We start from the raw sequence: 25688 nt of genomic DNA on the forward strand, positions 1-25688 counted from the left end.
TACTCGCTAGATGCTAGGCGTCGTCGGTGCTGCGCAGGTCACGACCAGCGGTCTCCGGCAGCAGGAAGGTGGTGCCAAAGCTAATCAGCGAGAGCACCAACGAGGCAATCGCCATCACCAGCCAGGAATTGCCGGTCGCCGCCAGTAGCGAAGCCACCAGCACTGGCACCAGACCGCTGGCCAGCATGGCCGAGATCTCTCGGCTCAAGGCGACCCCGGTAAAGCGATGAGTGGAGCCGAAGAGCTCCGGCAGCAGCGCACATTGCGGGCCAAGCATTGACTGCACGCCCAGCGCCACACCGACCACCACGACCACAATCACCAGCCAGGCCTGGCCGAGAGTCATTAGGTAGAAGGCCGGAACCGCCACCACGGCCTGGAAGAGCGCTCCCCACTTATAGACCGGAACCCGACCAACCCGGTCGGAGAGCCAGCCGAAGAAGACCACCATCACGGCGGCGAAGCCCGCGGCAACGAGCAGGGCCGTCGGGCCCAGGCTGCTATTACCCTTGAAGGCGGCAATACCACCCAGGAAGCTCACGGTGACCGCAGAGTACAGGCTGGAATTGCCGTTTTCGGCCATCCGAATGCCAATGCCTTTGAGGATGTTCCATCGGGAGGTCCGCCACACCACCCCGACCGGGTTCTTCACCACCACCTGATGGGCCGCCATTTCGCGGAAGACCGGGGTTTCCTTGAGTTTGAGCCGGATTACCACGGCGACAATGATCAAGATGAAACTAGCTAAGAACGGCAGACGCCAGACCCAGCCGGTCAGCGCCTCCTTATCGACCATGCCCAGCAGAGCGAAGGTGCCAGCGCCCAAGAGGGTACCGATCTGGATGCCGACAAAGGGCAGAGCAGCAAAGAAACCACGGCGCTTGGCCGGGGCAAACTCGGAGATCAGCGTGGTGGCACCTGCCTGCTCGGCACCGGCACCAAGACCCTGCAAAATCCGCAGCGCAACCAGCAGAATGGGAGCCAGCGGCCCAATTGCGTCATAGGTTGGCAGCAAGCCAATCACAAAACTGGCACCACCCATCAGGGCGACCGTGCTCAGCAGCACTGCCTTGCGACCGTAGCGATCGCCAATGTAGCCAAAAATAATGCCACCCAGCGGCCTGGCGACATAGGCGACACCGAAGGTGGCGAAGGACGCTATTACCTTGGCGTCGCCGAAGGGCTCGAAGAATAGCGGACCGAAAATCAGCGCGGTGGCCAGACCGAAGATATAAAAGTCGTAGTACTCCAGCGCCGAGCCAATCGAACTGGCGAGGGTTGCCCGGCGAAGCTGATCAGCCTCCACCACCGGCTCTTCAAGCGGTGTGGAATGGGCGGAATGAACCGTTCTCATGCTGTCCTGCACCTCATTGCTGTGTTCTTGCCCGGGCCCCCGTTGGCCGCAGCGCGATGACCGCCGGAATCTCAATCTCCTTTGATCATATTGTGAACACCGTACAGCATGCTGAACAGGTTGTGAAGACACAACCAGTCGAAACCGCCGGTTGATGACAATCTCAGCAGCGCACAATGCAGTTGAGGAGCGGTTTTGGCCGCCGCCACGGAGTCGAGCTGAGCTGGAGCGGGCTGCCGAACGAGCCGCCGCCGAACGAGCCGTTCCGCCGAACAATTCCGAGCCGGCTAACGCCCCAAAGACATCGGCGCACCGAGCGAGCGCGCCAGGTCTTGCAACTCGGCCACCAATTTGCGTTCGAGCTCGCGAGTGAAGGTGGCCTTGAGCGCGGTGACCGAAAGTCCCAGGCTGGCGCCGTGAGTTCCTCGGGTCGGAATCGCCACCCCCACACAGACCACACCCAGCGTAGATTCCTCGTCTTCGAAGGCGTAGCCGCGCTGTTGAACTTCCTGCAGGGCGGCGCGCAGGGTCGCCGGATCGGTGATTGAATGCGGGGTGAGCGCCGGAAGTTGCTTCCCGTCGGGGAACAGCTCGGCAATATCCTTTTCATGCCGACGTGCCAGCAGGGCTTTGCCGACCGCGCAAAGCGAGGCGGGCATCCGATCGCCGATATTCGAGGTAAAACGCACCGCAGGGTGGCCTTCGTAGCGTGCCAAATAGATAACATCCTCGCCGTCGAGCATGGCAATCCGCACCGTTTCGTTGACCAGGGTGGGCGACTCTTCGCAAAATCGATAAAACTCCCGGACGTCATCTTGTCGATCGAGATAGGCCGCCCCCAGCTCCACCAGCTTTCGGCCCAGGCCATAACCGGGCCCTTGTCGACGCACCAGACCAGCTTCCTCGAGCGCCTGCAGCAGGTTTGAGGCGGAAGACTTGGGAATCTCCAGTTCGCGAGCTAAATCGCTGAGCGTCATCACCCCGGTGGGCGACGCAGCCAGGGCATCGAGTGCCGCAGCGGCTCGGGTGACGGCCGGGGCTGGGGAAGGTGTACTCATCTGACTCACTTTCGGTTGCGTTCAGCATAGTGAACACCTTCCGAAATTGCATCATGGTGAAAATGACAGCGCATTCAGCCAGGCTCGCTAGGATAAGCACACCATGACTGAAAAGCCACCCACTGTCTACGACGTCGCCGCCCACGCGGGGGTCTCGATCGCCACCGTTTCCCGGGTACTACGCAGGCCGGACGACGTGCGCGAGGCGACCCGCTCCAAGGTGCTGGACTCGGTACGAGAGCTAGGCTATGTGCCCAGCGCGAGCGCGCGCGGCTTGGCCGCCCGGCGCACCGGTGTGGTTGGCGTATTTTTTCCCGGCTTTGACGCCGCCTGGGAAATTCCGGAACTCTCCGACGCCGAAGACGGCTTGGTCCGAATGGTCCGGGACAGCGACGACAGTCTGGGCCAGCGCCCACCGGACCTCTACTTTGACGCCGTGCTGCGCGGCGCCGAATTAGAAGCTTGGCGCCGCGGGCTGGTCTTGATGGTTGGCGTTGGACGCGGCTCCGATCCAGAGTCAGTGGTGCGAGACATCGCTGGCCGAGTTGACGGATTAGTAGTTTTGGCCCGCAGCGTGCCGGATGATTTGCTCAATGCAATTGCGCATCGCATTCCGGTGACGCTCATTGCCGGGCCGCGCCGCGGGGATAACTTCGATCATGTTTCGGTCGCCAACTCCGAGGGCATCCGAGCGCTTACCCAGCACGTGATCAGGGAACTGAACATCCGTGAACTGCAATACCTAGGCGGCCCCGCAGACTCCCCCGACGACGTTGAACGTTACGCTGGCTATTGCGAGGCGCTACGGCTGGCTGGCCTGGACCCGCTCGCCTTGCCGCCACTGCGAGCGGACTTCCGCCGCGAAACGGCCCGCAGCGTAGCCCGGGAGTTGCTCGCGGCGGACAAGCTACCGCGCGCGCTGATCTGCGCCAACGACCAAATGGCGCTCGGCGTGCTGGACGTGCTGCACCGTGCCGGGATCGCGGTGCCTGATCGGGTGATAGTCACCGGCTTCGACGGCATTGACGCTGGCCGGGCCAGCGTGCCAACGCTCAGCACGGTTTTCCAGCCAATGGAAACGCTAGGCCGCGAGGCGGTCCGGATCATGGCTGATCGGCTTGATTCACCGGATGCCGAGCCGGTGAGTAAGCGGTTGCCGGTCACCGTATTGCTGCGCGGCAGCTCGGACGGGTAATTGGTCACCGGTGGCCCGCAACGGCTCCGGCTCGCTCAAGGTTGTCAACGAATTAGCACTATTATCAGCTTATGTTTGCCGCCACTCCCCGAGCATTACGAGATCACGAGGCAGTGCGAGAACGCCACTCATTACTGCTTCACGATCCCAAAATTCAGCCGCTCAGGGCATGGGCCGCCGACCTCTCCCGACGGCGGTTCCTCTCAGCGGGGCCCACTTTGGTTCCACACTTCGATCCAGCCGAAGCTGGTGTCGAGGCCCGGATCTTGATTCTTCTTGAAGCACCCGGGCCCATGACCAACTCTCAGAATAAGCGGCCTGGTTCAGGTTTCATCTCGGTGGACAATAATGACAAGACGGCGGAGAACTGCTGGAACTACCGACAGGAAGTCGGCTTGCATACCGGAGTCTTACATTGGAACATCGTTCCCTGGTATTTAGGCCCTGCGAGCAGAAAACCTAACAGTTCAGAACTGGCAGAAGGTGCCAGCGAAACTCTCTCACTCCTCGACCTGCTTCCCGACCTCCGCGTCGTATTAGCTTGCGGCCGGTTTGCCCAACGAGGCTGGGAACGACATATTTCTGCCCAAGTTCGCCCGAACCTTACGGTAATCTACACCTGGCACCCGTCCCCGCTCGCACTCAACAGTTCATTTCGAAGGCAAGAGTTCCGTGAAGCACTTCGGCGAGCGGCAAGCGTAGCCTACTAAGGCCCGAGACATTCGCTGACCGCCGTTCAATCCTCCTAGTTGAAGGCTGTCGCCCCCTGAATTCATGGTTTCAGTGGGCCAAGCTGTCCATCCCCACTTAACTAGCTGAATCACCGGGGAGAGCTGTCGGCCCCGATCACTACTCACTCGACTCAGCCGAATTTACTCACCAGAACGTCCAGTCGCTGCGCAGCTGCATTCTCCCGCAACCGACCGGCACGCTCAAGAGTTGCCAGGCCGTGCAGGGTGCTCCAGAGCAGCTCGGCGGCTGACTCGTCAGCCGTCAGCCGGGCTACTTCGTTGAAGGCTCGACGTTGTGGCTCCGGGGTCTTTTCTTCGCCAAAAACAGAATCGATCGGCAGCGTGAACATCGCATCGTAGGTAGCCGGGTTACTCGCCGCGAAGCCGAGGTAAGCCTGCGAGGCCGCCCGCAGCGTTTCGAGCGAAACCGGCACGTCTTGACCATCGGGGGAAACCCTTCGCGGTTTTTCGACAGGAGCAGCTTCGGCAGCAGTCACGTGACTCGCAGCTTCCAACTGCTCCGCCAGTTCGACGAACCCTTGCTGGGCGATCACCGTCATCAGCTCGGTTTTGCCGCCTGGAAAATGCGAATAGATCACCGGTTGGCTGTAGCCGATCTCGGTGGCGAGGCGCCGCACGGTGAGCCCATCCCAGCCCTCCGATTCAGCCAGTAGCCGGGCCTGTTGCGCAATTGACAGACCCCGTGACTCTCGATCACGTCGCCGCTGTTCTGCCGGACCAGAAATACCCATAAGAAAATACTAGCACTGCTAGATGTTTTCCTTTAGGCTAAATTCTAGCAACGCTAGATTTCTAAAATGCGCCAATGAGGAGCCACCATGCTTGAGATTTTGTCCACCATCACAGTTACCGTCACCGGCGTTCTCGTCGGCGTCGAATTCGCCGTGGCAGTCTTTATTAACCCAATTTTCAACCGACTACCCAGGGAGTCGGCACTCGCCGCCCGCAGCGACGGCGCCAGACTCCTGGGCCGAGTGATGCCCTTCTGGTACATCGGCTCACTGCTCCTCACCGTAGGCTGGGCGATTCTCGCCTGGGACAGCACCGCGGGCGGGCTCGCGCTGACCGGGGCAGCCCTGCTCGCCGCCAGCGTACTGCTCTCGATTCTGCTGTTGGTGCCGATCAACTCGCGGGCAGCGAACTGGTCTGCGAGCAGCGCCCCGGACGATTGGGCTCAGCAGCTGCAAAGCTGGGATCGCTTGCACTACATCAGGGTTGCCATCATCCTGGCCGGGCTCGCCATGCTGGTCATCGCCCTTCAGAAATAACCTTGCATCTGCGAATGTATGCGCTTACAATCACATTACAGCCCCACTCAACCACGTCGACGGGGTGTCAGTGAGGACAAAAAGTGTCAATGAGGATGCACCAGCAGCCAGCACCCCGCGCAGCACAGTCGAATACCGCACACCCCGAGCGAGCCAAACGGCACCGACGATTCAATAGATTCACCGCGTTTGCCGCCGCTAGCGCTGCCGCGCTGTTAGCCCTCACCGCTTGCTCGATCAAAATCACCTCACAGCCGGACCCCTCGATCCCCAAGGACACCATGCTCCTTGCCGCGGACAAGGGCACCCCGATGATGGAGAAGAACTTCAACCCCTACCTGAGCAATAAACGGGTGGCCGCCAGCTACATCTATGAGCCGTTGCTGGTCACCAATGCGCTCGACGGCAAGCAGACGCCGTGGCTGGCCAGTGGTTATACCTTGCCGAACGCGAGCACCATTGACTACACCATCAGGTCCGGCGTGAAGTGGTCCGATGGACAACCTTTCACCGCATCTGACGTCAAGTTCACCTTCGATCTGCTGAAGAAATACCCCACCCTGGACATTAAAGGGGCCTGGCAACACATCGACAGTATGCAGGTGGAAGATCGCGGTGCCAGCGGCCAGCACCTAGTGGTGAAGCTGAAGGGCGCTGACGCACCCGCGCAGTCGATCATTTCGCTCACCCTGATCGTGCCCGAACACCTCTGGAAAGATCAGCCGAACCCGGACACTTGGCGTAACCCCGATCCGGTCGGCACCGGACCCTATACCCTCGGCAACTTTGCTGCCCAGCAGTACACCATGAATAAGAATCAGGACTACTGGCAGGCAGATAAGATCCAGGTCAATCACCTGGTGCTACCAGCCTCGACCAGCCAGCTCGACGTCGTGACCAAGGGTTTCGATTGGGCCTACGCCTATATGAGCAATGTGCAGGGCACCTGGGAAGCCGCAAACCCGGGCAATAAGTACTGGTTCCCACCGGGAGGCGTGATCAGCTTAGTGCCGAACCTCAGCAAGGCACCGTTCAGTGACCTTAAGGTTCGGCAAGGCATCTCGCTGGCACTGGATCGGGACAAGATCGCCGGGGTGGCCACCGAGAACTACATGCAGGCCGCTGGCCAAACCGGCTTGCTGCTGCCCAATCAGCAGGATCAATTGGACCCCTCTATTGCCGATCAGGGCATCGTCAAGCAGAACACCAAGGCTGCCTTAGAAGCCTTCGCCCAAGCCGGTTACACCCAACAGGACGGGAAGCTCGTCAATGCGGCCGGCAAGCAATTGAGCTTCGCGATTACCACCGCGAACGGTTATACCGACTGGTTACGCGCCGTGCAGGAAGTCCGCAAGCAACTCGCCGCGCTGGGCATTCAGGTAGACATCAAACAACCACAACCCGCTGGCTACCAGCAAGCCATTCAGAACGGTGACTTCGAGGTAGCGATGGGCGGCATGGGCGGCGGCGACCTTTTCCAAGCCTTCAATAATCTGCTCTCCAGTGAGTTCTATGCCCCGGTCGGCAAGCAGGCAGCCGCCAATTTCCAGCGTTTCAAGGATCCGGCCGTCGATGTGCTCCTGGATGACTATAAAAAGACCACCGACCCGAAGCAGCAGACCCAGCTGAACTACAAGTTGCAGCAAGCGGTCTACACCCAGCTGCCGGTGATCGGGATGTATTACGGCGGGCTCTGGGGACTCTACAACACCTCGAAATTCACTGGCTGGCCGGATGCCAACAACCCCTACGCGCCGCCGCAAACCTACGATTCAACACCACTGTTGGTTTTCACTCATCTCAAGCTCGTCGGTGCTGATGCTCAAGCCGGCAACGCCGCGGCGAAGGAAGGCTGATTATGCGTTATATCGCTCGCAAGCTCGGCCTATTCGTGCTCACCCTGTGGGCAGCCATCACGCTCAACTTTCTGCTCCCCCGGCTGATGCCGGGCTCCCCCACTGATGCGGCGATTGCCAAACTCTCGCAGAATGGCCCGGTCACCGCAGCCACCCGCGCAGCGATCGAGGCGCAGCTCGGCGTCCCCGGCGGCAACCTCTGGGACCAATATGTGAACTATCTGCATCAAGTGGTCACCCTGGATTTCGGAGTTTCTTATACCTTCTATCCACAGTCCGTTTCAGAGTTAATTGGTCAGGCCTTTCCCTACACGGTGCTGCTGGTTGGTTTGGTCACCGTGGTGGCCTTCGTGCTCGGCACCCTGATCGGCGTCTTCGCGGCCTGGCGACGGAATACCTGGGCGGACGCGCTGCCCACCCTCAGCGGTAGTTTTCTCAGCACTTTCCCGTACTTCTGGACCGCGCTCTTGCTGCTTTTTTTCCTGGGATATGTGCTGCACTGGTTCCCCACCTCGGGAGCTTATGGCCCGACGGCGAGCCCAGCCTTCAGTTGGGACTTCACCGTCGACGCGCTGTACCACGCACTGCTACCGGCGCTGACCATTCTGCTCACCTCGCTGGGCGGCTGGATTCTCGGTATGCGTAACGCGATGATCGGCACGCTGGGCGATGATTACGTCACCTTCGCCCAGGCCAATGGCTTGAAGGGCGGCACCGTGGCGATTAAGTACGCCGCCCGGAACGCGATTCTGCCCAACCTGACCGGTTTCGGCCTGGCCTTGGGCGGTGTGGTTGGCGGCTCGATTCTGGTGGAGCAGGTCTTCGGCTACCCCGGCATCGGCTATCTGCTCTTCAACTCGGTGATCGGCCAGGATTACCCGCTCATGCAGGCACTCTTCCTGATGATCACGGTGAGTGTCTTAGTGGCCAACTTTATCGTCGACATCCTGTACGGCGTGCTCGATCCGAGGACCCGGCGATGAGGCGGCCAACGATGAACACCCATTCCCCCAGTCACCCAGACCTGTCCGAAACGAGGATCAGCCGATGAGCGCCAGCCACGTTACTGACCCCGGCGCAGTTAGCCCCAGCGCCGCCGAGACCGCCGTCGGACGTCGGCCCCCTGGCGCCTTCGCGGTCATCGGCCGGATCGCTTCAACCCTGTGGTCTAACTGGAAATCCCGACTTGGTCTGATCATTCTTGGCCTCTTCGTGCTGGTGGCGATTTTCGCCCCGCTACTGGCACCCTACGGCGCTAGCGACGATAGCTTCGTACGTAACGCGGATGCCAGCGCCGAGCATTGGATGGGCACCACTGCCGCGGGCGAAGACGTGCTCAGCCAACTCATTTACGGTGCCCGGATCAGCGTGCTGGTTGGCTTTATTGCCGGGCTGTTCTCCACCGCCGTCGCGGTACTGATCGGCCTGAGTTGGGGCTATATCCGCGGCTTCGCGGCCGAAGTGGTGGGTTTTATTGTGAACCTCTTCCTGGTGGTTCCCGGGATGCCGCTAATGATCGTGATCGCCGCCTACCTTCAAAACGGCGGGCTGACCATGATCATCGCGGTGATCACCATCACCGGCTGGGCGTGGGGTGCCAGAGTGCTGCGCAGTCAAACCCAATCGCTGCGCTCCCGGGATTTCGTCACCGCCGCCAGGTTCTCCGGGGACAGCGGTTTCCGGGTGGTGTTCAGCGAGATCCTGCCCAATATGACCTCGATCATCGCTGGCAGCTTCTTCGGCGCCGCCACCGCGGCGATCCTCGCCGAAGCCGGTCTGGAGTTCCTCGGGCTCGGCGATTCCAGTCTGGTCTCCTGGGGCACCATCCTGTACTGGGCGCAAAACTCCAATGCGCTGCTCACCGGTCAGTGGATTCTGCTGTTCGCACCGGGCCTGTGCATTGCCTTGCTGGCAATGAGCCTCACGCTGATCAACTTCGGCGTCGACGCGATCGGCAATCCGCGGCTGCGAGAAGGTAAAGCCCGCAAAACCAGCACACCACTCGCGACGGAAGGAATCAGCAAATGAGCCAGCCGAAACATTCAGCGCCGAGTGCCGAGCCGACGAAGCTCACCGGGGCCCTGCCAGCTACCAGCTTGCTCGATGTCAGGAATCTTTCCGTGGTCTACGAATCAGCGGGCCAGGATCCCGTTCAGGCCGTGGACAGCGTCTCCTTCACCGTGGCCAAGGGCGAATTCGTCGGCTTGGTCGGCGAGTCTGGTTCGGGAAAGTCCACTCTGGGATTCGCAATCACTCGACTGCAAAAGCCCCCGGCACGGACCAATGGCGGCGAAATTCGCTTCGCCGGGCAAGACATTCGAGAGCTGGACGAGGAACGGTTACGCCAGCAACGCCAGGGCGGCTTCGCGATGGTCCTGCAATCGGGCATGAACGCGCTCAACCCAGTGCGCACCATCCGAAATCACTTTGTCGATATTTTCAAGGCACATCGCCACGTTCCCAAAGTACGGTGGGATGAGCGAATGGCAGAGCTGATGGAAAAGGTAGAGCTCGACGCCGAGGTGTTGAGCCGCTACCCCGGCGAGCTCTCCGGCGGCATGCGGCAGCGGGTTTCGATTGCCCTAGCCCTTTCCCTCGAGCCGGAACTAATGGTCTTCGACGAACCGACCACCGCGCTGGACGTCTTGGTGCAGCACGCCATTATGGACACCATCCGTTCCTTGCAAGCTTCCGAGGGCTTCACCGCGGTGCTAATCAGTCATGATCTGGGCATTGTTTTGGAGGTGACCGAACGAGTGTTGGTGATGCACGAGGGGCGCATTGTGGAGGACGCCTCGAGCCAAGACATCCTGGTACGCCCGCAAGACGCCTACACCCAGATGTTGCTCAGCCACTATGCCGATCCCCGGGCCGAGGTGATCGAACTACCGGGCTTCGGTGTCTCCACAGCGACTAACGCACAACGCCAGGCCGATACTCACGACACCGAAAACGAACCGGTGCAACTGGCTTCGGCAGGCCGAACTCAGCAGGCTGCGATCGTGGTCGAGGACGTCGCCAAGGTTTACCCGCGTCCGCGCCGCGGCGAGCCGGAAGTTCAAGCTCTCTCCGGCGTCAGTTTTCGGCTGGAACCTGGTGAAGCGCTGGCCTTGGTCGGTGCCTCGGGCAGCGGAAAGTCCACCTTGGCAAAGCTGATCACCGGGGTGGAAAAACCCAGCTCTGGCCAGGTGCAGTTTGGCGAAGCAGCGATCCCCGAATTGGGTCGGCGGGCACTGCGCGAGGTGCACCGCAAGGTCCAGATGATCTTCCAGGATCCTTACGCTGCGCTGAACCCGCTGCACACCGTAGAGCACACCTTGAGCCGACCCGTGCACAATTTCACCGAGCTGAAGGGCAGTGCGGTACGCCAGCGAGTCCTTGAGTTATTAGAGACCGTGGGCCTCACCCCGGTGGAACAGTTTGCCCAGAAGCTGCCGCACCAGCTCTCCGGCGGGCAGCGGCAACGAGTGGTGATCGCCCGGGCTTTGGCGAGCAACCCGCAGGTGCTGATTGCCGATGAGCCGGTCTCGATGCTGGATGTCACGTTGCGGGCCGGGGTGCTGGCCTTGCTGCGGGACCTGCGCGAAGAACGCGGGCTGAGCCTGCTCTACATCACCCATGATCTGCTCAGTGCCCGGCTGGTCACCGACAACATTATGGTGCTAGAAAATGGTCGGGTGGTGGAACGCGGAGCAACCGCGGATGTCCTGCAGCACCCGAGCCACGACTACACCATTCGACTACTCGAAGCGGTACCCAACCCGCGTCGAGGCCTCAAGGAGCCAACTCGATGACGCTACCCATTGCACGCTTGGACAACTTTAAGAAAGTCCCGCCGTTCGGGGACTTCCCGATCCCAGCAGGGGTTGAGGTGATCGGAATACCAGCCGAGGTGGGTACCCTGACCGCTCTACACAGCACGCCTCGGGTGCCACAAGATCAAGCCAAGCCCGGCGGCATCCCGTGTGGCACGGTGCTGATTGTGCCGGGGTTCACCGGTTCCAAAGAGGACTTTCTGAGCTTCCTGCCACTGCTGGCGGAGCAAGGCTGGAACGTGTGGGTCTATAGCCAACGCGGTCAGGCGGATTCTTCGGCACCGTTGGGAACGGAAAATTATTCACTAGAAAAGCAGGCGTCCGATGTCGTCGAAGTCGCCTCACTGATCAGTCCCTCGCCGGTACACCTGCTCGGCCACAGCCTGGGCGGCGTGATCGCCTCGGCCGCCGCGATCGCCTCGCCTTCGAGTTTCCGCAGCCTGACCATGTTCTGCTCCGGACCGCACGGCTGGCCTGATCGGCATCTGGAGACCACTGAAACCGTGACTCGAACCGGCAGTCTCGGGCTCTGGGAACGGGACAACCCTGAATTGATTGACGCCAGCGATGCCGAACTCGGCCCGGAAGTGGCTTTCCTGCGGATGCGAGCCGCGCACACCTCGAACGACAATCTGCTTGCGGGTGCCGAGATCCTCCGCAACCACCAAGACCCCAGTGCCGCTCTCCGCGGCAGCGGCTTACCGGTGCTGGTCACCCACGGTCAAGACGACGAAGCCTGGCCGCAAAGTGCACAACGGCAGCTGGCACTAGACATCGGCGAACGGGCGCAATACCGGGTGATTCCGGCTGGAGCACACTCACCACAGCTCGAGGCTCCGCAGGCCTCAGCCGCCACTCTCGATGCCTTTTGGCACTCGCTCGCAGTATCAGATTCCTAAGCTAGCTCACGACAAAAGGAGTACCAATGCTCAGTTTCCCCGACGGATTCCTCTGGGGGGCAGCCACCGCCGCCCATCAGATCGAGGGAAACAATGTGAACAGCGACTGGTGGGTCAAGGAGCACACTCCCGGCACCTCCATCGTTGAGCCCAGCGGCGACGCAGCGGATAGCTACCATCGCTACCGCGAGGATATGAAGCTGCTCGCCGATGCCGGGTTGAATTCCTATCGGTTCTCCATTGAGTGGTCCCGGATCGAGCCGGAACGGGGGTGTGTTTCGCGTGCCGAGATCGATCACTATCGCCGAATGGTTGAAGCAGCACACGAATTCGGCCTGAACCCGGTGGTCACGCTCATGCACTTCACCGTGCCGCGTTGGATGCACGACGCCGGCTTCTGGCGCAATCCGGAAGCGCCAGAACTCTTCGCCCGTTATACCGAGCTGGCGCTGCCAGTGGTTTCCGAAGGGGTGGACTACGTCTGCACCATTAATGAGCCAAATATCGCCGCGATGATCGCCGGCGGTGAAGACGCCTCTAATCTGGTCGCCTACGGCCTGCCGAACCCGGATCTACACGTCGCCGATGCGTTGCTCGAATCGCACCACCGTTCCCGCGAGGTGCTCTCCTCGGTCTCCGGGTTGAAAACCGGCTGGACGGTAGCCACCCAGGCCTTCCACTCCACCGGTGAACCCAGCGTCGATGGTGGCCCGAGCGCCGATGAAAAACTCCGTGAATACGGTTATCCGCGCGACGACTGGTACTTAGAGCAATCCGCGGGTGACGATTTTGTCGGCGTGCAGGCCTACACCCGAACCTTCATTGGCCCGCAGGGTCCGCTGCCGGTTTCCGCCGAGGTGGAGACCACACTGACCGGCTGGGAATTCTTCCCGCCTGCCCTTGAAATAGGAGTTCGCAGCGCCTGGGAGCTCTCGGGAGGCGTGCCCGTGATGGTCACCGAAAATGGCATTGCCACCGCCGATGACAGCCGCCGGATCGCCTACACCGAGGATGCTTTGCAAGGCTTACACGCAGCCATCGCCGACGGCATTGACGTGCGTGGCTACCTGCATTGGAGCGCACTGGACAACTACGAATGGGCCAGCGGTTACCGACCAACCTTCGGTCTCATCGGTTTCGACCGGGAGACCTTCGAACGGCGACCCAAGCCCTCGCTGGCTTGGTTGGGATCGGTGGCGCAGCGGAACGGGCTGGGCTGACTGACGGAGGCTGATGCTCGACGACGGCGCGGTGATGAGATACGCCCATCGCGCCGTCGTGTTTGATCTCGCTAACGCCTCTTCGCCATCAGCGTTCCGCGCTGCACCCTAATCACGGTGTTCATTACCGCGATCAGGAACATCACCACGATGGCTACCCAGAACACCCACATCTCCAGGTGCATTTCTTCGACCAGCTCGAAAGTCTCCTTGACCGCGATCAGGAAAGCTCCGGTGGCGACGTAGACCCAGCCGGTGGCCTTGTTCATAAACGAGACGAGAACTGCAGCATCGTCTGCCGGTAGCTGAGAGAAATACTCTCGTCGATAGCGATCACTGCGGCGTTTTTCGAGAAAAATCTTGACCGGCGGCAACAGCCACCACCAGGGAGACACCTTGCCCGAGGCATCGCCATCCGGCTGGTCGAGCAAGTATCGCTTACCCGCGGCCTCGTGCTCTCGCAGTTCAACGGCTGCCTGGAAAATAGGCCCAGCGACTAAAAACCAGCCACCGGCAAAGCCGGCCCAGGCGATCAAGAGTTCCATGCCGTTATCTTAGCCAGCCGAGTTGCCGAATCGACTGAGCTGATCGCTGCCTCGTTAGCTGCGCGAGCGAAGCGCGGTCTGAGTACAGTGGAGGTATGAGTTCTCGCTACCGGATCGTGACCGTCTGTACGGGAAATATCTGTCGATCCCCGATGGCCGAGGTCATCCTCCGCCAAGCTTTTCAGGATTCCGAAGTAGAACTGGATTCCGCTGGCACCACGGATTGGGAACGTGGCAGTCCGATCGACCCGCGCGCTATCTCGGTGCTGGAGAAACACAACGTCGAAATTGGTAGCGGTCACCAGGCGCGTAAGTTTCAGCCAGAAGACTTCGTCACCAGCGATCTGATCTTGGCCCTAGACACCGATCATTTCGACTGGCTGCAGCGACACGCTCCAAGCGCGACTAACTCGGAGATCCGGCTGCTGCGCGAGTTCGACCCCGCAGCGGACAAAGCCGATCTAGGCATCGCCGACCCCTGGTACGGTGACCTGAGCGATTTTGAAGAGACCTACCGGCTGATCACCGCCGCACTTCCCGGCGTCGTGGAATACGTCCAGACCTCGGCGGCCGGGCATGCCTGAGTTGCCTGCCTCGCCGTTCCCCGGCCCGCAGATCTCCAGTCAGCCTCGTCCGCGCGCTCGCCAGACGCCGGTGATCATTGCCATTGATGGTCGCTCCGGCGCCGGTAAAACTTCCTTAGCCTTAGAACTAGCCTCCTTGCTGCGGAAGCATCGCGAGGTCTCGCTGTTCCACCTGGAAGACATCTATCCGGGCTGGAACGGCCTAGTGGCCGGCGTGGATAGATACGTGCAAACCGTGCTGACCCCGCTCAGCCAAGGGCTCGACGCCGAGTGGGTGAGCTGGGATTGGGAAGCTCATTTTGACGGCGAGGCTCGGCGCACCGCGACGGCACCGATCGTCATCATCGAGGGCGTGGGGGCTGCCCAGCTAGCTGCCCGGGAACTGCTCGACGTGGTGATTTGGGTGGCAGCGGACGATGAGCTGCGCAAGCAGCGAGCGCTCAGCCGCGATGGCGAAACCTACGCCCCTTACTGGGAGCTTTGGGCGGCTCAAGAAGAAATGCTGCTGGCCGAATACCAACCCGTCCATGACGCCGATATCGTGCTCAATGCTGACGGCCCGGCGGCGGCCAGGCCCACCGACACCTTAGCCGCACTCGGCACGATTCCTGAGCTCAGCAATTTACTCGCGCCGGAATTGCTGCAGCAGCGAGAGCGTCAGATCGTCGCTGACCAGCTACCTTTCCGCGGTGACACCTTGGGGCTGTTCAATCGGCTGTTCGGAAAGTCTCGGCACGCGGTCTGGCTGGACAGTTCGGATGCTGGCGCGCTCTCCGGGCGGAACCGGTTCTCCCTGATGGCCGACGACGGTGGCGCCTCCGGGCAGTTAGCACTGCACTCCAATGGGCTCACTCGGTTGCTCATCAACGACGTCGAGGTTCGGTTACCGGGCCCCTTCTTCTCCTGGTTGGACCGGCAGTGGTCAAGCACCGGTTCGAACCTCGAGGCCACTGCCCCCGGCTTTCAATTGGGCTGGTTGGGGTACCTGGGCTATGAATTGAAGCGCGAAAGCGGCGGCTCAGACCAAGCCGCGGCTACTCCGGACGCTGCGCTGATCTTCGCCGACCGCGCCGTCGTCATTGATCACCAGGAGCACCTGGCCTGGGCGCTCAGCTTCGAATCGTCCGAGGAGTCAGCTCAATGGCTGGAAGAGGTCAGGGAAGCTATCAAGCCGACGGCCCCTGCCGCCGATCGTCTCGGTGCCGAGCCGATCAAGATTGACCTCGATGATGCCGCGCTGAATGCGGCTGCTGCGTTAAGAAACTCGCTAAGTTCAGAGGCCAAACTGCGGGATTCTGCCGCCGGATATCAGAATAAAGTCAGCCAATCTCAGCATCAGATCACCGAAGGTAATAGTTACGAAGTCTGCCTAACCACGGCGCTCGACTTTCAACTAGACGCCGATCCGCTAGCGCTCTACGCCTTGCTACGCTGCGCCAACCCCGCTCCCTTCGCTTCGTTTCTGCGCTTCGGCAAACTTGCTGTACTGAGCACCTCTCCGGAGCGTTTTCTCAGCATTAGTGCCACCGGCAGCCTCAAGGCCGAGCCAATCAAAGGCACCCGGCGCAGAGACCAAGACCCAGCGGTAGATCGGGCGCTGCGGGACGAGCTAGCTAACTCGGCAAAAGACCGTGCAGAGAACGTGATGATCGTCGATCTAATGCGCAATGACCTCTCCCGTTTCGCGGATCCGGAATCGGTTAAAGTCAGTCGACTGTGTGACGTCGAAAGCTATGCCAGCGTCCATCAACTAGTCAGCACCATCGAGGCTCAACTTTCCCCGGGAGCCTCGCGGGCCGAGGCGGTTGCCGTCGCTTTCCCCGCCGGGTCAATGACGGGAGCACCGAAGATCAGCACCATGCACATCCTCGATGACCTGGAAGCAGCCCCTCGCGGCGTCTATTCCGGAGCTATTGGCTACTTTTCCCGCGACGGCAGCTGCGATCTTTCGGTGGTGATCCGCACTCTGGTGCTCAACGATGGGCAGGCCAGCCTCGGTGTGGGCGGTGCAATTACCGCCGATTCGATCCCGGAAGCGGAGTGGGACGAGGTCCAAGCCAAAGCCTTCGGCGTACTCAATGCGCTCGGTTTGGAGTTTCCGGAGGGCTAACCTTGCCCGCCCCCATCGATCATTGAATTTGCTACGATGCACTGATACTGAACTTCAAGACAGCTTAGGGAATCTATACAAATGGGCACGTCTTTAAATAGAGATCTCCGCGTTGAGTACATGGAACGCTGGAATACGGGAATTTCGTCGGCCAGCAAACAGCTAAAAGAGGAAGCCGTTCAGTTATCATACGAAACCGGAAAGGGCGTGCGACAAGGCTGGTTCACCGCCGCGATTTTTGAAAATATAGAAACAAATAACCAACCCCGCTGCTTTCTCGAAATTAGATCAACCAGAGAGTTTTTTAAGGTTTTTTTCCTTAATAGACTGGGCACGATTACCCAAATCTTCTCTTTCAAGTCAGTCGATAACAAGCTGTTCATGCTTCAATTGATGGACTATACATACTCCGACGAAACAAGGCGATATGACAAAATGAAGCCGAACTGGTAGAGACATATCTCTACCACCCTAATGGTGACCTGAAATATACCACTTATCTCGTTGCTGAAAGAAAAACTACAGTCGAAAATTATAGATCAATCGACGTCTCGGCGAACTGGGAAGAAATCCCTGAGTTCGGAAGGTGGGAGTCATTGATCCGCAAAGAAGAGCGCTGGACACCGCCACAAGCTTAGAACAGCCACACGATTCAGGTGCGTTCGGAATTCCGCGCAATGAGAATCCTTCTCAATATTATTGAGACTTCATTCTTCGGGATAGTCCGCTGCCGCTGATAGCTCAAGAAGGATTTACTTTGATCATTTACGATAAACGCAGTGAACCGCTGGGCATCCCATCGGAGTTGACCGATCCGGAGAAAGTATGTTCGATCAGAATGTCTTTCTTCTATCTTTGGTCATATAGCAACAATCTCTTGCTAAAAGCACCATCCGAGCGAATCGCCAAACTCATTAGTTCAGGAGCATCAGCACTGGAGATATTTCAAAATCTGCGCAAAACTCGCCTCACTTCCGATGAGTTCACATACGCTGGAAATGGCTATGTCATAAAGTATTATCGAAACCACCATGAAAAATCATATATCACTGATTTTTCTGGCTGGGCAGCCAAGAAAAATTGGACGCTCACCGGCGACATGAAGGAGTACGAGTCGGTGCAGTCGATACTCGACGAGGCCTACAGTCTGGACCTCCCGCCGACATTGAGCGGTGGGCAGATTGCAATTCTACGAGCAGCCGGATTAGAGGTCGCCCTAGCCCAACCCGACGAGAGACTCACCGCAACCACTCCTCCTTATCAGAAGAGAATCGTCGAAGAATTAGCTCTTGTCGGGGTCTCCATAACAGATCTCTGGAGCGGCCTAGTCACCTCACACTTTAGATATCCCCAAGCAATCCCCATTCTTACTGATTGGTTAGAGAACTATCGAGCGAGAACTCCGGAGGAGTATCACAGAAAATTTGGCATGACCTTGGTTGAAGTGCTGACAACACCCGATGCGGCCGGGCTCGCCTTCTCAGCGCTGTTCAATGAGTTGCGGTTAGCCTCTTCAGACGAGTATTATCAGTGGCTAATTTTTGACGCTCTCTCCCGGACTGCGACCGAAAAAGATCTCAATGTCATGCTTGATCTTTTATTCGATGAAAGTCAGGTTGATTATCGAAAGTCGATAATTCCTCGTTATTTGCGAAGAAGTCGAGACGTCCGAATTCCTGAATTCCTAGGAAAAGCACTCAAAGATCCAGTCCTCGCCGAAGAAGCAAGGAAAGAAATGAAACGTCGGAATCTAACCCTGAAAAAATAATATCTACTGGAGTTTGGGTAAAAACAAGCTATTTGCCCCAAAAAACAGTTCCACTGCGCTATCCGAAGGTCGCGGCTTAGGCCAAGGACACTTTGACGCCTAGGAGCAACTTATGAACATCGAACACTGGTATCTCGTCGACGCAAGAATCACAGGGCATCCCGGGCGATAGTACGCTAAAGCAATGACCGTACTCGTCTTCATTGACTCAGATTTCCCGGCTGGTCGGATCGCCGACGCGAACCAGCCCCAGCTCTTCGCCACCGACCTGGGCGCCACTCGTGGCGACGGCATCTTTGAATCGTTACTCGCGGTCGAGAACAAGCCCAAGAAGATTCAGGCTCACCTGGACCGGCTCGCCTCCTCTGCTACCTTGCTGGAGCTCGAGATCCCCACAGCCGAGCAGTGGCGTGCCGCTATCGATACCGCGCTGGCCGAGTTTGATCAGCCGGAAGCGGTGGTGAAGCTACTGGTCACCCGCGGAGTTGAAGGCGCGAAGCAGGCCACTGCCTGGGTGCAGGTTTCGCCGCTACCCGCGCTCGGCAAGCAACAGCGCGAGCGCGGCCTCACCGTCATCCTGCTCGATCGCGGTTACGACTCCGAGGTGGCGTTACGTGCTCCTTGGTTGTTACTCGGCGCCAAGACCCTCTCCTATGCAGTCAATATGGCAGCGCTACGCTACGCCCAACAGCACGGCGCCGATGACGTGATCTTCACCAGCGCGGACGGTCGGGTCCTTGAGGGGCCGACTTCGTCGGTGTTAATCGCTAAGGTCTCCGAGGAGAACGGCAGCCAGCTGAAGCGGCTGATCACCCCGCAGTTGGATTCCGGCATTCTGCCCGGCACCACCCAGGGCGCGCTTTTCGCTGCCGCGCAGCGGGCCGGTTGGCAACTGGGGTATGGTCCGCTCGAACCGAAGCACCTCTACGAAGCAGACGCTGCTTGGCTGATTTCCAGCGTGCGATTGCTCGCGCCGATCAATAGTATCGACGGCCAGCAGATCGGCGAGGATACCCAGCGGGCCGAATTGACCGCGGAACTCTCGGCCATCCTAGCCAGCACCGAGTAACCCCCTCGACCTGCTATCTCCGGCAGCCCAGGGCCGAAACTCCAGAACAGCCCCGACGGGGGCCACCAATCCACCGAAGACCAAAAAAGGGGGCGCCGCAATGAGCGGAATGCGAGCAGCCGGCGTGCGTGGCGGCCGACTGAGCGGCAGCGACGAAGAGGCGCAGCGCGCCGCCAATGCCCAGGCGCCAAAGATCCCACATCTCTTTCGCCGGGTTTACGGCCTGTTCGCACCGCATCGCCGTGCGCTGATCCTCACCGCCTGCCTCGTCTTGGTCGGTGCTGGTCTTTCTGTGGTGCCGCCGCTGCTCACCCAGCGAGCCTTTGATGAAGGTCTGTTTCCGCCCGCAGGTAAACCCGATCTGACCGCCCTGGGCATTATTGTCGCCGCGATGATCCTGGTCTATATCGGCTCGGCGCTGCTCGGCGTCTGGCAAACCTATTTGACTTCCTCGGTCGGCAACCGCGTGATGGGGGCACTCCGGGTCAAGCTCTTCGGGCACCTGCAGGCCATGGATCTGAGCTTTTTCACCCGCACTAAAACCGGCGTCATCCAGTCGCGCTTACAGAACGACGTCGGCGGCGTCGCCAGCGTGCTCACCAATACCGTGACGGCGGTCTTAGGTAACACCGTGACAGTAATAGCTGCTTTCGTGGCGATGCTGCTGTTGAACTGGCAGCTCACCGTGGTCGCCGTCGTGCTGATGCCGATCCTGGTGATCGCGCAACGCAAGGTCGGCAAGGTCAGGGCAAAAATTGCCACCCAAACCCAGGAATCGCTCTCCGAAATGTCGGCCATCACCCAGGAGACCCTGAGCGTCTCGGGCATTCTATTGGCGAAAAGCTTCACCATGCAGGGCGCCGAGATCGATAGATACTCTGCCGAGAACCGTAAACAAATAGCGTTGCAGGTTCGTCAGGCGATGAGCGGGCAATGGTTCTTCGCCATTGTCACGATCTTCCTCTCCTCGATTCCGGCGATTGTTTACCTGGTAGCCGGGCTGCTCGTCGATAACGGCGCTCAGGCCATCACCGCTGGCACCATCGTCGCCTTCACCACGGTGCAGGCTCGACTGCTTTTCCCGCTCACCAGCCTGATGCGAGTGGCCCTCGACTTACAAACCTCCGGGGCACTTTTCGCTCGGATCTTCGAATACCTCGACCTCACCCCAGCCATCGCCGACCGGCCCGAGGCGGTGGAACTGCCAAGGGACACCCGGCTAGGCGGTATCCGCTTCAAAGAAGTCAGCTTCGCTTACCCCGACGCCCAGCCAGAAGAACGCCCCACTCTGGACCGCATTTCTTTCAGCATTGAACCCGGGCAGTTCGCCGCCTTCGTAGGGTCCTCGGGTGCCGGAAAAACTACCATTTCGTATCTGATCCCGAGGCTCTACGAGGCAAGCTCTGGCAGCATCGAATTCGCCGGTGTGGATGTTCGGGAACTCAAGCAGAACTCCTTGGTGTCCCACATCGGCATCGTCTCTCAAGAGACCTATCTCTTCCACGCCAGCATCGCCGACAATCTGCGATACGCCAAGCCCGACGCCAGTCAGCAGGAACTCGACCAAGCCACCCAACAGGCCAATATTTATTCGACCATCATGAGCTTCCCGGAGGGTTTCGATACCCTGGTCGGCGAGCGCGGTTATCGACTCTCCGGTGGCGAGAAGCAGCGGATCGCGATTGCCCGAGTGTTGTTGAAAGACCCTGCGGTACTGGTCCTCGATGAGGCCACTAGTGCACTCGATTCGATCTCAGAACGCGTCGTGCAGGCCGCGCTGGAAACCGCTTCGCATGGTCGAACCACGGTAGCGATTGCGCATCGACTCTCCACCGTGGTCTCGGCAGACGTGATTTTCGTCGTCGAACAGGGTCGGATTGTGGAATCCGGCAGTCATCAGGAACTGCTCGCCGCAGCGGGGCGGTATGCGGCTCTCTACCGGGAACAGGCAAGCAGTCAAGCCTCGCAATAAAGTCACTAGCATGCCAAGGCTCGGCCCACTTTGTGCTACTTTGACGATGAGTAATGAGCGCCAGCGCGCAACCAAAGACTTGGTTGCACTGCCCTGACTTGCTGGCCGGCAACCCTCGATTCCGGTGGGGTGCCTCAGGTGAGTACTCGGCAACGTATTGAGGTTGCAAGCGTGGAATCGCTCCGGCTTGCTCCGACGCAAAAGGAGAATCTAATGGCTGACGCCCCCCTTACCTACCGGTTGCTGACCGGTCCCGATGACCACGCCTTCTGTCAGAGAGTCAGCGACGCGATTGCCGAAGGATACGTGCTGTACGGCAGCCCCTCGGTGACCTCCAACGGCGGCCAGGTAATCGCTGCTCAAGCTGTGGTGCTGCCCGGCTTTAACGCCACTGTGGGATCGGAGTCGGCGCAATGAGCTACGCGGGCGATCTCACCCCAGAACAGGCTTGGCAGAAGGTTTCCGACGGGGCCGTACTGGTCGATGTGCGGACCGAGGCGGAGTGGCAACTCATCGGGGTGCCGGACACTTCGAGCATCGAAGCAGAACCGCGCTTTGTGCAGTGGAATCTGGCTGGCGGGGTTTGGAATACGGATTTCCTCGCTCAGTTACAGCAGACCGTGCCAGCCGAGGCTGAGCTGGTTTTCCTCTGTCGTTCCGGCGCCCGCTCGATCTCGGCCGCCGAGGCGGCCACCGAGGCCGGTTTCACCTCCTTCAATGTCCTGGAAGGCTTCGAAGGAGTACCCGATGCCTACGGTGATCGAGTCGTCAACGGCTGGAAGAACCGCAAGTTGCCTTGGAAGAAGGGCGCATGAGCTTCAACCCCTTAGCCTCCGACTGGGCCGCCGACACTCAGGCGGTACGTGGCGGCTTAGACCGCACCGGCTTCTTCGAAACCTCGGAGGCGATCTTCATCAATTCGGGTTTCGTCTATGACTCTGCCGAGGCCGCAGAGCGGGCCTTCACTGGTGAGGATGAGCGCTTCGTCTATTCTCGTTATGGCAATCCGACGGTGGCGACCTTCCAAGAACGACTGCGGCTGTTGGAGGGTACCGAAGCTTGCTTCGCGACTGCCTCTGGCATGTCGGCGGTGTTTGTTGCCCTCGGTGCATTGCTTGCTGCCGGGGATCGGGTGGTTGCTTCCCGATCCCTCTTCGGTTCCTGTTTTGTGATCTTGAATGAAATCCTGCCGCGCTGGGGCGTCGAAACCGTCTTCGTGGACGGCCCAGATCTGGAGCAGTGGAAGGAAGCGCTCTCGGTGCCGACCACGGCGGTGTTCTTCGAATCTCCCTCCAACCCAATGCAGGAGATCGTCGATATCCGCGCGGTCTGCGAGCTAGCGCACGCCGCCGGTGCCCAGGTGGTGGCCGATAATGTCTTTGCCACTCCGTTGCTGCAACGCTGCACCGATCTCGGCGCTGACATCGTGGTTTACTCCGGCACCAAGCACATTGACGGCCAGGGCCGGGTGATGGGCGGCGCGATCCTGGGCAGCAAGGAATTCATCGACGGTCCGGTGAAACAGCTCATGCGGCACACCGGCCCGGCGCTCTCCTCCTTCAATGCCTGGGTGCTCACCAAAGGGCTGGAAACGCTCTCGCTGCGGGTCAATCATTCCTGCGCTTCGGCGCTGGCGCTGGCGGAATTCCTGGAGGCGCAGCCCGCTGTGGAGTGGGTGAGGTACCCGTTATTGAAGTCTCATCCACAGTACAAGCTGGCGTCCCAGCAAATGACGGCGGGCGGTACCGTGCTGACCTTCGCGCTGCGCGGCGGCAAAACGGAGGCCTTCGCACTACTGAACGCCCTCGAGGTGATCGATATTTCGAATAACCTCGGCGACTCGAAATCCTTGATCACCCACCCGGCCACCACCACGCACCGTGCAATGGGGCCGGAAGGCCGGGCCGCCATCGGCCTGGGCGACGGTGTGGTGCGGCTTTCGGTCGGGTTAGAAGATCTCAACGATTTGCGGGCGGACCTGAGCCAGGCCTTGGCGAAGCTTTGAGTCGAACCGAGGAACTCTGAGAACTTGCTCGTCTGGCGCTCGCCAGCTAGCCGCCAATTGGCGGTTAGCGACTCCGAAGCTGCACCGCTGCGGCGGTACCGCACGGTCCGGCTAAGCGGCAGGATAAGGATAAGAGTAAATCAGATCGAGCAAAGGAACTCTCGTGTCCCTCAATGAACCCACCGCGCAGGATGCTCCCGCCAGTCTCAAGCGTCCCAGTTACGATCCCGAGTTGGCGGCGCTCTTGCAGGCCAACCCGGAGCTCGGCATCCCGCCGCTGAGCCTTGACAGGATCGAGCAGATCAGGGCCATCGATCAATCAATTGAGCTTGATGCGCTGCTCGTCGGCCGGGCCATCGAAACTCAGGAATACCAGGCGCCAGGACCGGAGGGTTCACCCGATATTAAGTTACTGGTGCTGCGATCCACCGAGTTCAGTGGTCCGCGCCCGGCGCTCTATTACATTCATGGCGGCGGCATGGTGGTGGGCACCAGGTACGCCATCTCGGAGCAGCAAGTGGACTGGGTTGAACAGTATGGCGTCACGCTCGTATCGGTGGAATACCGCTTAGCCCCGGAGCACCCACACCCGGCCCCGGTTGAAGATTGCTATGCCGGCCTGGTGTGGACAGCTGCCCAGGCCGCCGAACTGGGCCTTGATCCACGGCGTATTTTGCTCGGCGGGGTAAGCGCTGGGGGCGGCCTGGCCGCAGCGGTTACGCTCTTGGCCAGGGATCGGCAAGGCCCTGCCTTGGTGGGGCAACTACTCGCTTGCCCGATGCTTGACCATCGCAACGTGACCGTCTCCAGCCAGCAATATTCCGGCCTGGGTCAATGGGACCGAGAGAGCAACGAACTGGGCTGGTCGGCCTTGCTCGGTGACGATCACCATAATGCCGAAGTGTCGCCTTATGCTTCTCCAGCACTGGCCACCGATTTGAGCGAATTGCCGTCAACCTATCTCGACAATGGCTCCGCTGAGGTCTTCCGAGATGAGGGGGTCGACTACGTTTCACGACTCTGGGCGGCCGGGGTGCAGGCGGAGTTACATATCTGGGCTGGCGCTTTTCACGGTTCCGAGGGCTTCAGCGCTGCTTTGGTCTCCAAGGCAGCGCATGACGCCAGAGACTCTTGGGTCCGCCGCATTCTGGACGTCTGAATCCGCGTAAACTAGCGGCCATGCAAGAACTCACCGGGCGGTTGCAAGCGCTTGATCCGGAGGCAAGCGAAAGCCTCAAAGTGATTAGTTATTTCGATGTGCTGATCAACGGCAAGGTCAGTGTTGAGGCTCTGCTGCGCGCTGCGGTCACCCTCACCGGCTGCCCCTGCGGCTACTCCCCGGTCTCCGGCAAGCCAATCCGGCTGTGCCCCAACGGCGAGCGGACGGCCCAAGCATTTCCCGCCCAGCAAGGTGGCCTCGCCTTCACCATGGACGACGGCGGACGGCTTTGGCTTGAGCGGGAGGGCGCCGAGCATGCCAACGATGCACTGGTACTGGAACGTTTGGCGCTGGCCATCGGAATTGCCCAAGGCCGGCTGGATGAGCCGCGCCGCAATCTGAACCTCGCTCTAGAAGAAGAGACAGCCGCCTCTGACCGTGCGACGGCTATTGCCGCCCTGGGTTTGGCTCCGCACGGTGACTATCGAATCCTCGCTTGTTACCCCGAGGCGGAGCTGCCAGAGGTCAGCCAGCAGACCATTCTGAGCACCCGTTACGGCCTGATCCGAGCCGGAATCGACAAGAACACAGGGGCAGCTCTTGGCCAGCATTCGACCCCGCTCGGCCTCGGCCGAATCGTTCAGCCAGGGCGTCTCAAGGATTCCTGGGAGGCGGCGCTAGTTGCTCTACTAATGGCTAGTCCGTCCCTGCCCTCCGTTGATGCCACCGCGCTCGGGGTTGCCGTGCACCTCATCAAACTCCCCGTCGAGGCACTGCGGCTAGATCCCGACGTGGACGGCTTGGCAAGCTTTTTCGAACAACATTCCTGGGCTGAGGAAACCGTCGCTGCGCTGTGTGCGAGTTCCAGCCTCCGTGCCGCAGCCAACCTACTCGGGCTGCACCACTCCACCGTGCAGCATCGAGTGGCTGAAATCCAACAAGTCCTCTCGATTGATCCGCTGACACCTTCCGGTGTTTTCCGGTTGAACGCGGCCAGAGTCGCGCTACGGCTTAGCCAGTAAATCGTGGTATCTCCAGCTCGGGCTCTCTGGCTAAAAA

Annotated in this window: 24 protein-coding genes and 1 riboswitch; of the genes, 20 read left to right on the forward strand and 4 right to left on the reverse strand. The window is 60.0% G+C overall.

Annotation, left to right across the window (positions count from 1 at the left end):
- Nucleotides 1-13: 13 nt before the first annotated feature.
- A complete protein-coding gene (locus tag UM93_RS11700; RefSeq protein ID WP_045075753.1) occupies nucleotides 14-1354 on the reverse strand; it encodes an MFS transporter in 1341 nt (446 codons plus the stop codon).
- Nucleotides 1355-1641: 287 nt separating this feature from the next.
- Nucleotides 1642-2412: an IclR family transcriptional regulator gene (locus tag UM93_RS11705; protein WP_045075754.1), complete on the reverse strand. Its 771-nt coding sequence runs from the start codon at nucleotides 2410-2412 to the stop codon at nucleotides 1642-1644.
- 103 nt (nucleotides 2413-2515) lie between these two features.
- Between UM93_RS11705 and UM93_RS11710 the strand changes: the two genes are divergently transcribed.
- The gene (locus UM93_RS11710; RefSeq protein WP_045075756.1) at nucleotides 2516-3607 is read left to right on the forward strand and encodes a LacI family DNA-binding transcriptional regulator; all 1092 of its coding nucleotides are present in this window, start codon (nucleotides 2516-2518) and stop codon (nucleotides 3605-3607) included.
- A gap of 71 nt (nucleotides 3608-3678) precedes the next feature.
- Nucleotides 3679-4317 carry a uracil-DNA glycosylase gene (locus UM93_RS11715; RefSeq protein WP_045075757.1) on the forward strand — a complete coding sequence of 213 codons (639 nt, stop codon included), beginning with the start codon at nucleotides 3679-3681 and terminating at the stop codon, nucleotides 4315-4317.
- A 152-nt stretch (nucleotides 4318-4469) separates the two neighbouring features.
- On the opposite strand, the gene UM93_RS11720 is transcribed toward UM93_RS11715, so the two are convergent.
- Complete coding sequence (locus tag UM93_RS11720; protein WP_045075759.1) at nucleotides 4470-5090, reverse strand: TetR/AcrR family transcriptional regulator; 621 nt, start codon at nucleotides 5088-5090, stop codon at nucleotides 4470-4472.
- A gap of 87 nt (nucleotides 5091-5177) precedes the next feature.
- On the opposite strand from UM93_RS11720, the gene UM93_RS11725 reads away from it, so the two are divergent.
- The 7 genes from UM93_RS11725 to UM93_RS11755 all read left to right on the forward strand — a co-directional run bounded on the left by UM93_RS11725 (nucleotide 5178) and on the right by UM93_RS11755 (nucleotide 13417).
- Nucleotides 5178-5627 carry an anthrone oxygenase family protein gene (locus UM93_RS11725; RefSeq protein WP_045075761.1) on the forward strand — a complete coding sequence of 150 codons (450 nt, stop codon included), beginning with the start codon at nucleotides 5178-5180 and terminating at the stop codon, nucleotides 5625-5627.
- Between the two features lie 89 nt (nucleotides 5628-5716).
- Nucleotides 5717-7483 carry an ABC transporter substrate-binding protein gene (locus UM93_RS11730; RefSeq protein ID WP_234399300.1) on the forward strand — a complete coding sequence of 589 codons (1767 nt, stop codon included), beginning with the start codon at nucleotides 5717-5719 and terminating at the stop codon, nucleotides 7481-7483.
- A 2-nt stretch (nucleotides 7484-7485) separates the two neighbouring features.
- Nucleotides 7486-8466, forward strand: a complete 981-nt coding sequence (locus tag UM93_RS11735) for an ABC transporter permease (protein WP_045075762.1) — start codon at nucleotides 7486-7488, stop codon at nucleotides 8464-8466.
- Nucleotides 8467-8530: 64 nt separating this feature from the next.
- Complete coding sequence (locus UM93_RS11740; protein ID WP_045075764.1) at nucleotides 8531-9511, forward strand: ABC transporter permease; 981 nt, start codon at nucleotides 8531-8533, stop codon at nucleotides 9509-9511.
- Nucleotides 9508-11277, forward strand: coding sequence for an ABC transporter ATP-binding protein (locus tag UM93_RS11745; RefSeq protein WP_082057123.1), 1770 nt, complete (start codon nucleotides 9508-9510; stop codon nucleotides 11275-11277). The genes UM93_RS11740 and UM93_RS11745 overlap by 4 nt, the downstream gene beginning before the upstream one ends.
- Nucleotides 11274-12197 carry an alpha/beta fold hydrolase gene (locus UM93_RS11750; protein ID WP_045075765.1) on the forward strand — a complete coding sequence of 308 codons (924 nt, stop codon included), beginning with the start codon at nucleotides 11274-11276 and terminating at the stop codon, nucleotides 12195-12197. The genes UM93_RS11745 and UM93_RS11750 overlap by 4 nt, the downstream gene beginning before the upstream one ends.
- A gap of 26 nt (nucleotides 12198-12223) precedes the next feature.
- Nucleotides 12224-13417 carry a glycoside hydrolase family 1 protein gene (locus UM93_RS11755; protein ID WP_045075766.1) on the forward strand — a complete coding sequence of 398 codons (1194 nt, stop codon included), beginning with the start codon at nucleotides 12224-12226 and terminating at the stop codon, nucleotides 13415-13417.
- A 71-nt stretch (nucleotides 13418-13488) separates the two neighbouring features.
- On the opposite strand, the gene UM93_RS11760 is transcribed toward UM93_RS11755, so the two are convergent.
- Entirely contained in the window at nucleotides 13489-13962 is a 474-nt protein-coding gene (locus UM93_RS11760; protein WP_045075768.1) for a hypothetical protein, read from the reverse strand.
- Between the two features lie 95 nt (nucleotides 13963-14057).
- Here UM93_RS11760 and UM93_RS11765 point away from each other — a divergent pair, with 95 nt between their 5' ends.
- From UM93_RS11765 to UM93_RS11815, 11 genes are all read left to right on the forward strand, one after another.
- Nucleotides 14058-14546 carry a low molecular weight protein-tyrosine-phosphatase gene (locus UM93_RS11765; RefSeq protein WP_045075770.1) on the forward strand — a complete coding sequence of 163 codons (489 nt, stop codon included), beginning with the start codon at nucleotides 14058-14060 and terminating at the stop codon, nucleotides 14544-14546.
- The gene (pabB, locus tag UM93_RS11770; protein ID WP_082057124.1) at nucleotides 14539-16656 is read left to right on the forward strand and encodes an aminodeoxychorismate synthase component I; all 2118 of its coding nucleotides are present in this window, start codon (nucleotides 14539-14541) and stop codon (nucleotides 16654-16656) included. The genes UM93_RS11765 and pabB overlap by 8 nt, the downstream gene beginning before the upstream one ends.
- Nucleotides 16657-16737: 81 nt before the next feature.
- Entirely contained in the window at nucleotides 16738-17109 is a 372-nt protein-coding gene (locus UM93_RS11775) for a hypothetical protein (RefSeq protein WP_045075771.1), read from the forward strand.
- A gap of 304 nt (nucleotides 17110-17413) precedes the next feature.
- Complete coding sequence (locus tag UM93_RS11780; RefSeq protein ID WP_045075773.1) at nucleotides 17414-18424, forward strand: hypothetical protein; 1011 nt, start codon at nucleotides 17414-17416, stop codon at nucleotides 18422-18424.
- A 184-nt stretch (nucleotides 18425-18608) separates the two neighbouring features.
- Complete coding sequence (locus tag UM93_RS11785) at nucleotides 18609-19493, forward strand: aminodeoxychorismate lyase (RefSeq protein ID WP_045075774.1); 885 nt, start codon at nucleotides 18609-18611, stop codon at nucleotides 19491-19493.
- Nucleotides 19494-19593: 100 nt separating this feature from the next.
- Nucleotides 19594-21465: an ABC transporter ATP-binding protein gene (locus tag UM93_RS11790; RefSeq protein ID WP_082057125.1), complete on the forward strand. Its 1872-nt coding sequence runs from the start codon at nucleotides 19594-19596 to the stop codon at nucleotides 21463-21465.
- Nucleotides 21466-21514: 49 nt separating this feature from the next.
- Nucleotides 21515-21643: riboswitch (SAM riboswitch) on the forward strand.
- A gap of 35 nt (nucleotides 21644-21678) precedes the next feature.
- Nucleotides 21679-21882 (forward strand): DUF1737 domain-containing protein, encoded by a 204-nt coding sequence (locus UM93_RS11795; protein WP_045075776.1) that lies wholly within the window; start codon nucleotides 21679-21681, stop codon nucleotides 21880-21882.
- Nucleotides 21879-22280, forward strand: a complete 402-nt coding sequence (locus UM93_RS11800) for a rhodanese-like domain-containing protein (protein ID WP_045075777.1) — start codon at nucleotides 21879-21881, stop codon at nucleotides 22278-22280. Before UM93_RS11795 ends, UM93_RS11800 begins: the two co-directional genes overlap by 4 nt.
- A complete protein-coding gene (locus tag UM93_RS11805) occupies nucleotides 22277-23470 on the forward strand; it encodes an O-succinylhomoserine sulfhydrylase (protein WP_045075779.1) in 1194 nt (397 codons plus the stop codon). The genes UM93_RS11800 and UM93_RS11805 overlap by 4 nt, the downstream gene beginning before the upstream one ends.
- A 163-nt stretch (nucleotides 23471-23633) precedes the next feature.
- Complete coding sequence (locus UM93_RS11810; RefSeq protein WP_045075781.1) at nucleotides 23634-24629, forward strand: alpha/beta hydrolase; 996 nt, start codon at nucleotides 23634-23636, stop codon at nucleotides 24627-24629.
- A gap of 20 nt (nucleotides 24630-24649) precedes the next feature.
- Nucleotides 24650-25651: a helix-turn-helix domain-containing protein gene (locus UM93_RS11815; protein WP_045075782.1), complete on the forward strand. Its 1002-nt coding sequence runs from the start codon at nucleotides 24650-24652 to the stop codon at nucleotides 25649-25651.
- Nucleotides 25652-25688: the final 37 nt, after the last annotated feature.

The sequence above is a fragment of the Psychromicrobium lacuslunae genome, from assembly GCF_000950575.1.
GTDB lineage: Bacteria > Actinomycetota > Actinomycetes > Actinomycetales > Micrococcaceae > Renibacterium > Renibacterium lacuslunae.

Coding starts and splice junctions, on each gene's coding strand:
- UM93_RS11700 (WP_045075753.1), bottom strand. CDS start 1,354: ATGAGAACGGTTCATTCCGCCCATTCCACACCGCTTGAAGAGCCGGTG.
- UM93_RS11705 (WP_045075754.1), bottom strand. CDS start 2,412: ATGAGTACACCTTCCCCAGCCCCGGCCGTCACCCGAGCCGCTGCGGCA.
- UM93_RS11710 (WP_045075756.1), top strand. CDS start 2,516: ATGACTGAAAAGCCACCCACTGTCTACGACGTCGCCGCCCACGCGGGG.
- UM93_RS11715 (WP_045075757.1), top strand. CDS start 3,679: ATGTTTGCCGCCACTCCCCGAGCATTACGAGATCACGAGGCAGTGCGA.
- UM93_RS11720 (WP_045075759.1), bottom strand. CDS start 5,090: ATGGGTATTTCTGGTCCGGCAGAACAGCGGCGACGTGATCGAGAGTCA.
- UM93_RS11725 (WP_045075761.1), top strand. CDS start 5,178: ATGCTTGAGATTTTGTCCACCATCACAGTTACCGTCACCGGCGTTCTC.
- UM93_RS11730 (WP_234399300.1), top strand. CDS start 5,717: ATGAGGATGCACCAGCAGCCAGCACCCCGCGCAGCACAGTCGAATACC.
- UM93_RS11735 (WP_045075762.1), top strand. CDS start 7,486: ATGCGTTATATCGCTCGCAAGCTCGGCCTATTCGTGCTCACCCTGTGG.
- UM93_RS11740 (WP_045075764.1), top strand. CDS start 8,531: ATGAGCGCCAGCCACGTTACTGACCCCGGCGCAGTTAGCCCCAGCGCC.
- UM93_RS11745 (WP_082057123.1), top strand. CDS start 9,508: ATGAGCCAGCCGAAACATTCAGCGCCGAGTGCCGAGCCGACGAAGCTC.
- UM93_RS11750 (WP_045075765.1), top strand. CDS start 11,274: ATGACGCTACCCATTGCACGCTTGGACAACTTTAAGAAAGTCCCGCCG.
- UM93_RS11755 (WP_045075766.1), top strand. CDS start 12,224: ATGCTCAGTTTCCCCGACGGATTCCTCTGGGGGGCAGCCACCGCCGCC.
- UM93_RS11760 (WP_045075768.1), bottom strand. CDS start 13,962: ATGGAACTCTTGATCGCCTGGGCCGGCTTTGCCGGTGGCTGGTTTTTA.
- UM93_RS11765 (WP_045075770.1), top strand. CDS start 14,058: ATGAGTTCTCGCTACCGGATCGTGACCGTCTGTACGGGAAATATCTGT.
- pabB (WP_082057124.1), top strand. CDS start 14,539: ATGCCTGAGTTGCCTGCCTCGCCGTTCCCCGGCCCGCAGATCTCCAGT.
- UM93_RS11775 (WP_045075771.1), top strand. CDS start 16,738: ATGGGCACGTCTTTAAATAGAGATCTCCGCGTTGAGTACATGGAACGC.
- UM93_RS11785 (WP_045075774.1), top strand. CDS start 18,609: ATGACCGTACTCGTCTTCATTGACTCAGATTTCCCGGCTGGTCGGATC.
- UM93_RS11790 (WP_082057125.1), top strand. CDS start 19,594: ATGAGCGGAATGCGAGCAGCCGGCGTGCGTGGCGGCCGACTGAGCGGC.
- UM93_RS11795 (WP_045075776.1), top strand. CDS start 21,679: ATGGCTGACGCCCCCCTTACCTACCGGTTGCTGACCGGTCCCGATGAC.
- UM93_RS11800 (WP_045075777.1), top strand. CDS start 21,879: ATGAGCTACGCGGGCGATCTCACCCCAGAACAGGCTTGGCAGAAGGTT.
- UM93_RS11805 (WP_045075779.1), top strand. CDS start 22,277: ATGAGCTTCAACCCCTTAGCCTCCGACTGGGCCGCCGACACTCAGGCG.
- UM93_RS11815 (WP_045075782.1), top strand. CDS start 24,650: ATGCAAGAACTCACCGGGCGGTTGCAAGCGCTTGATCCGGAGGCAAGC.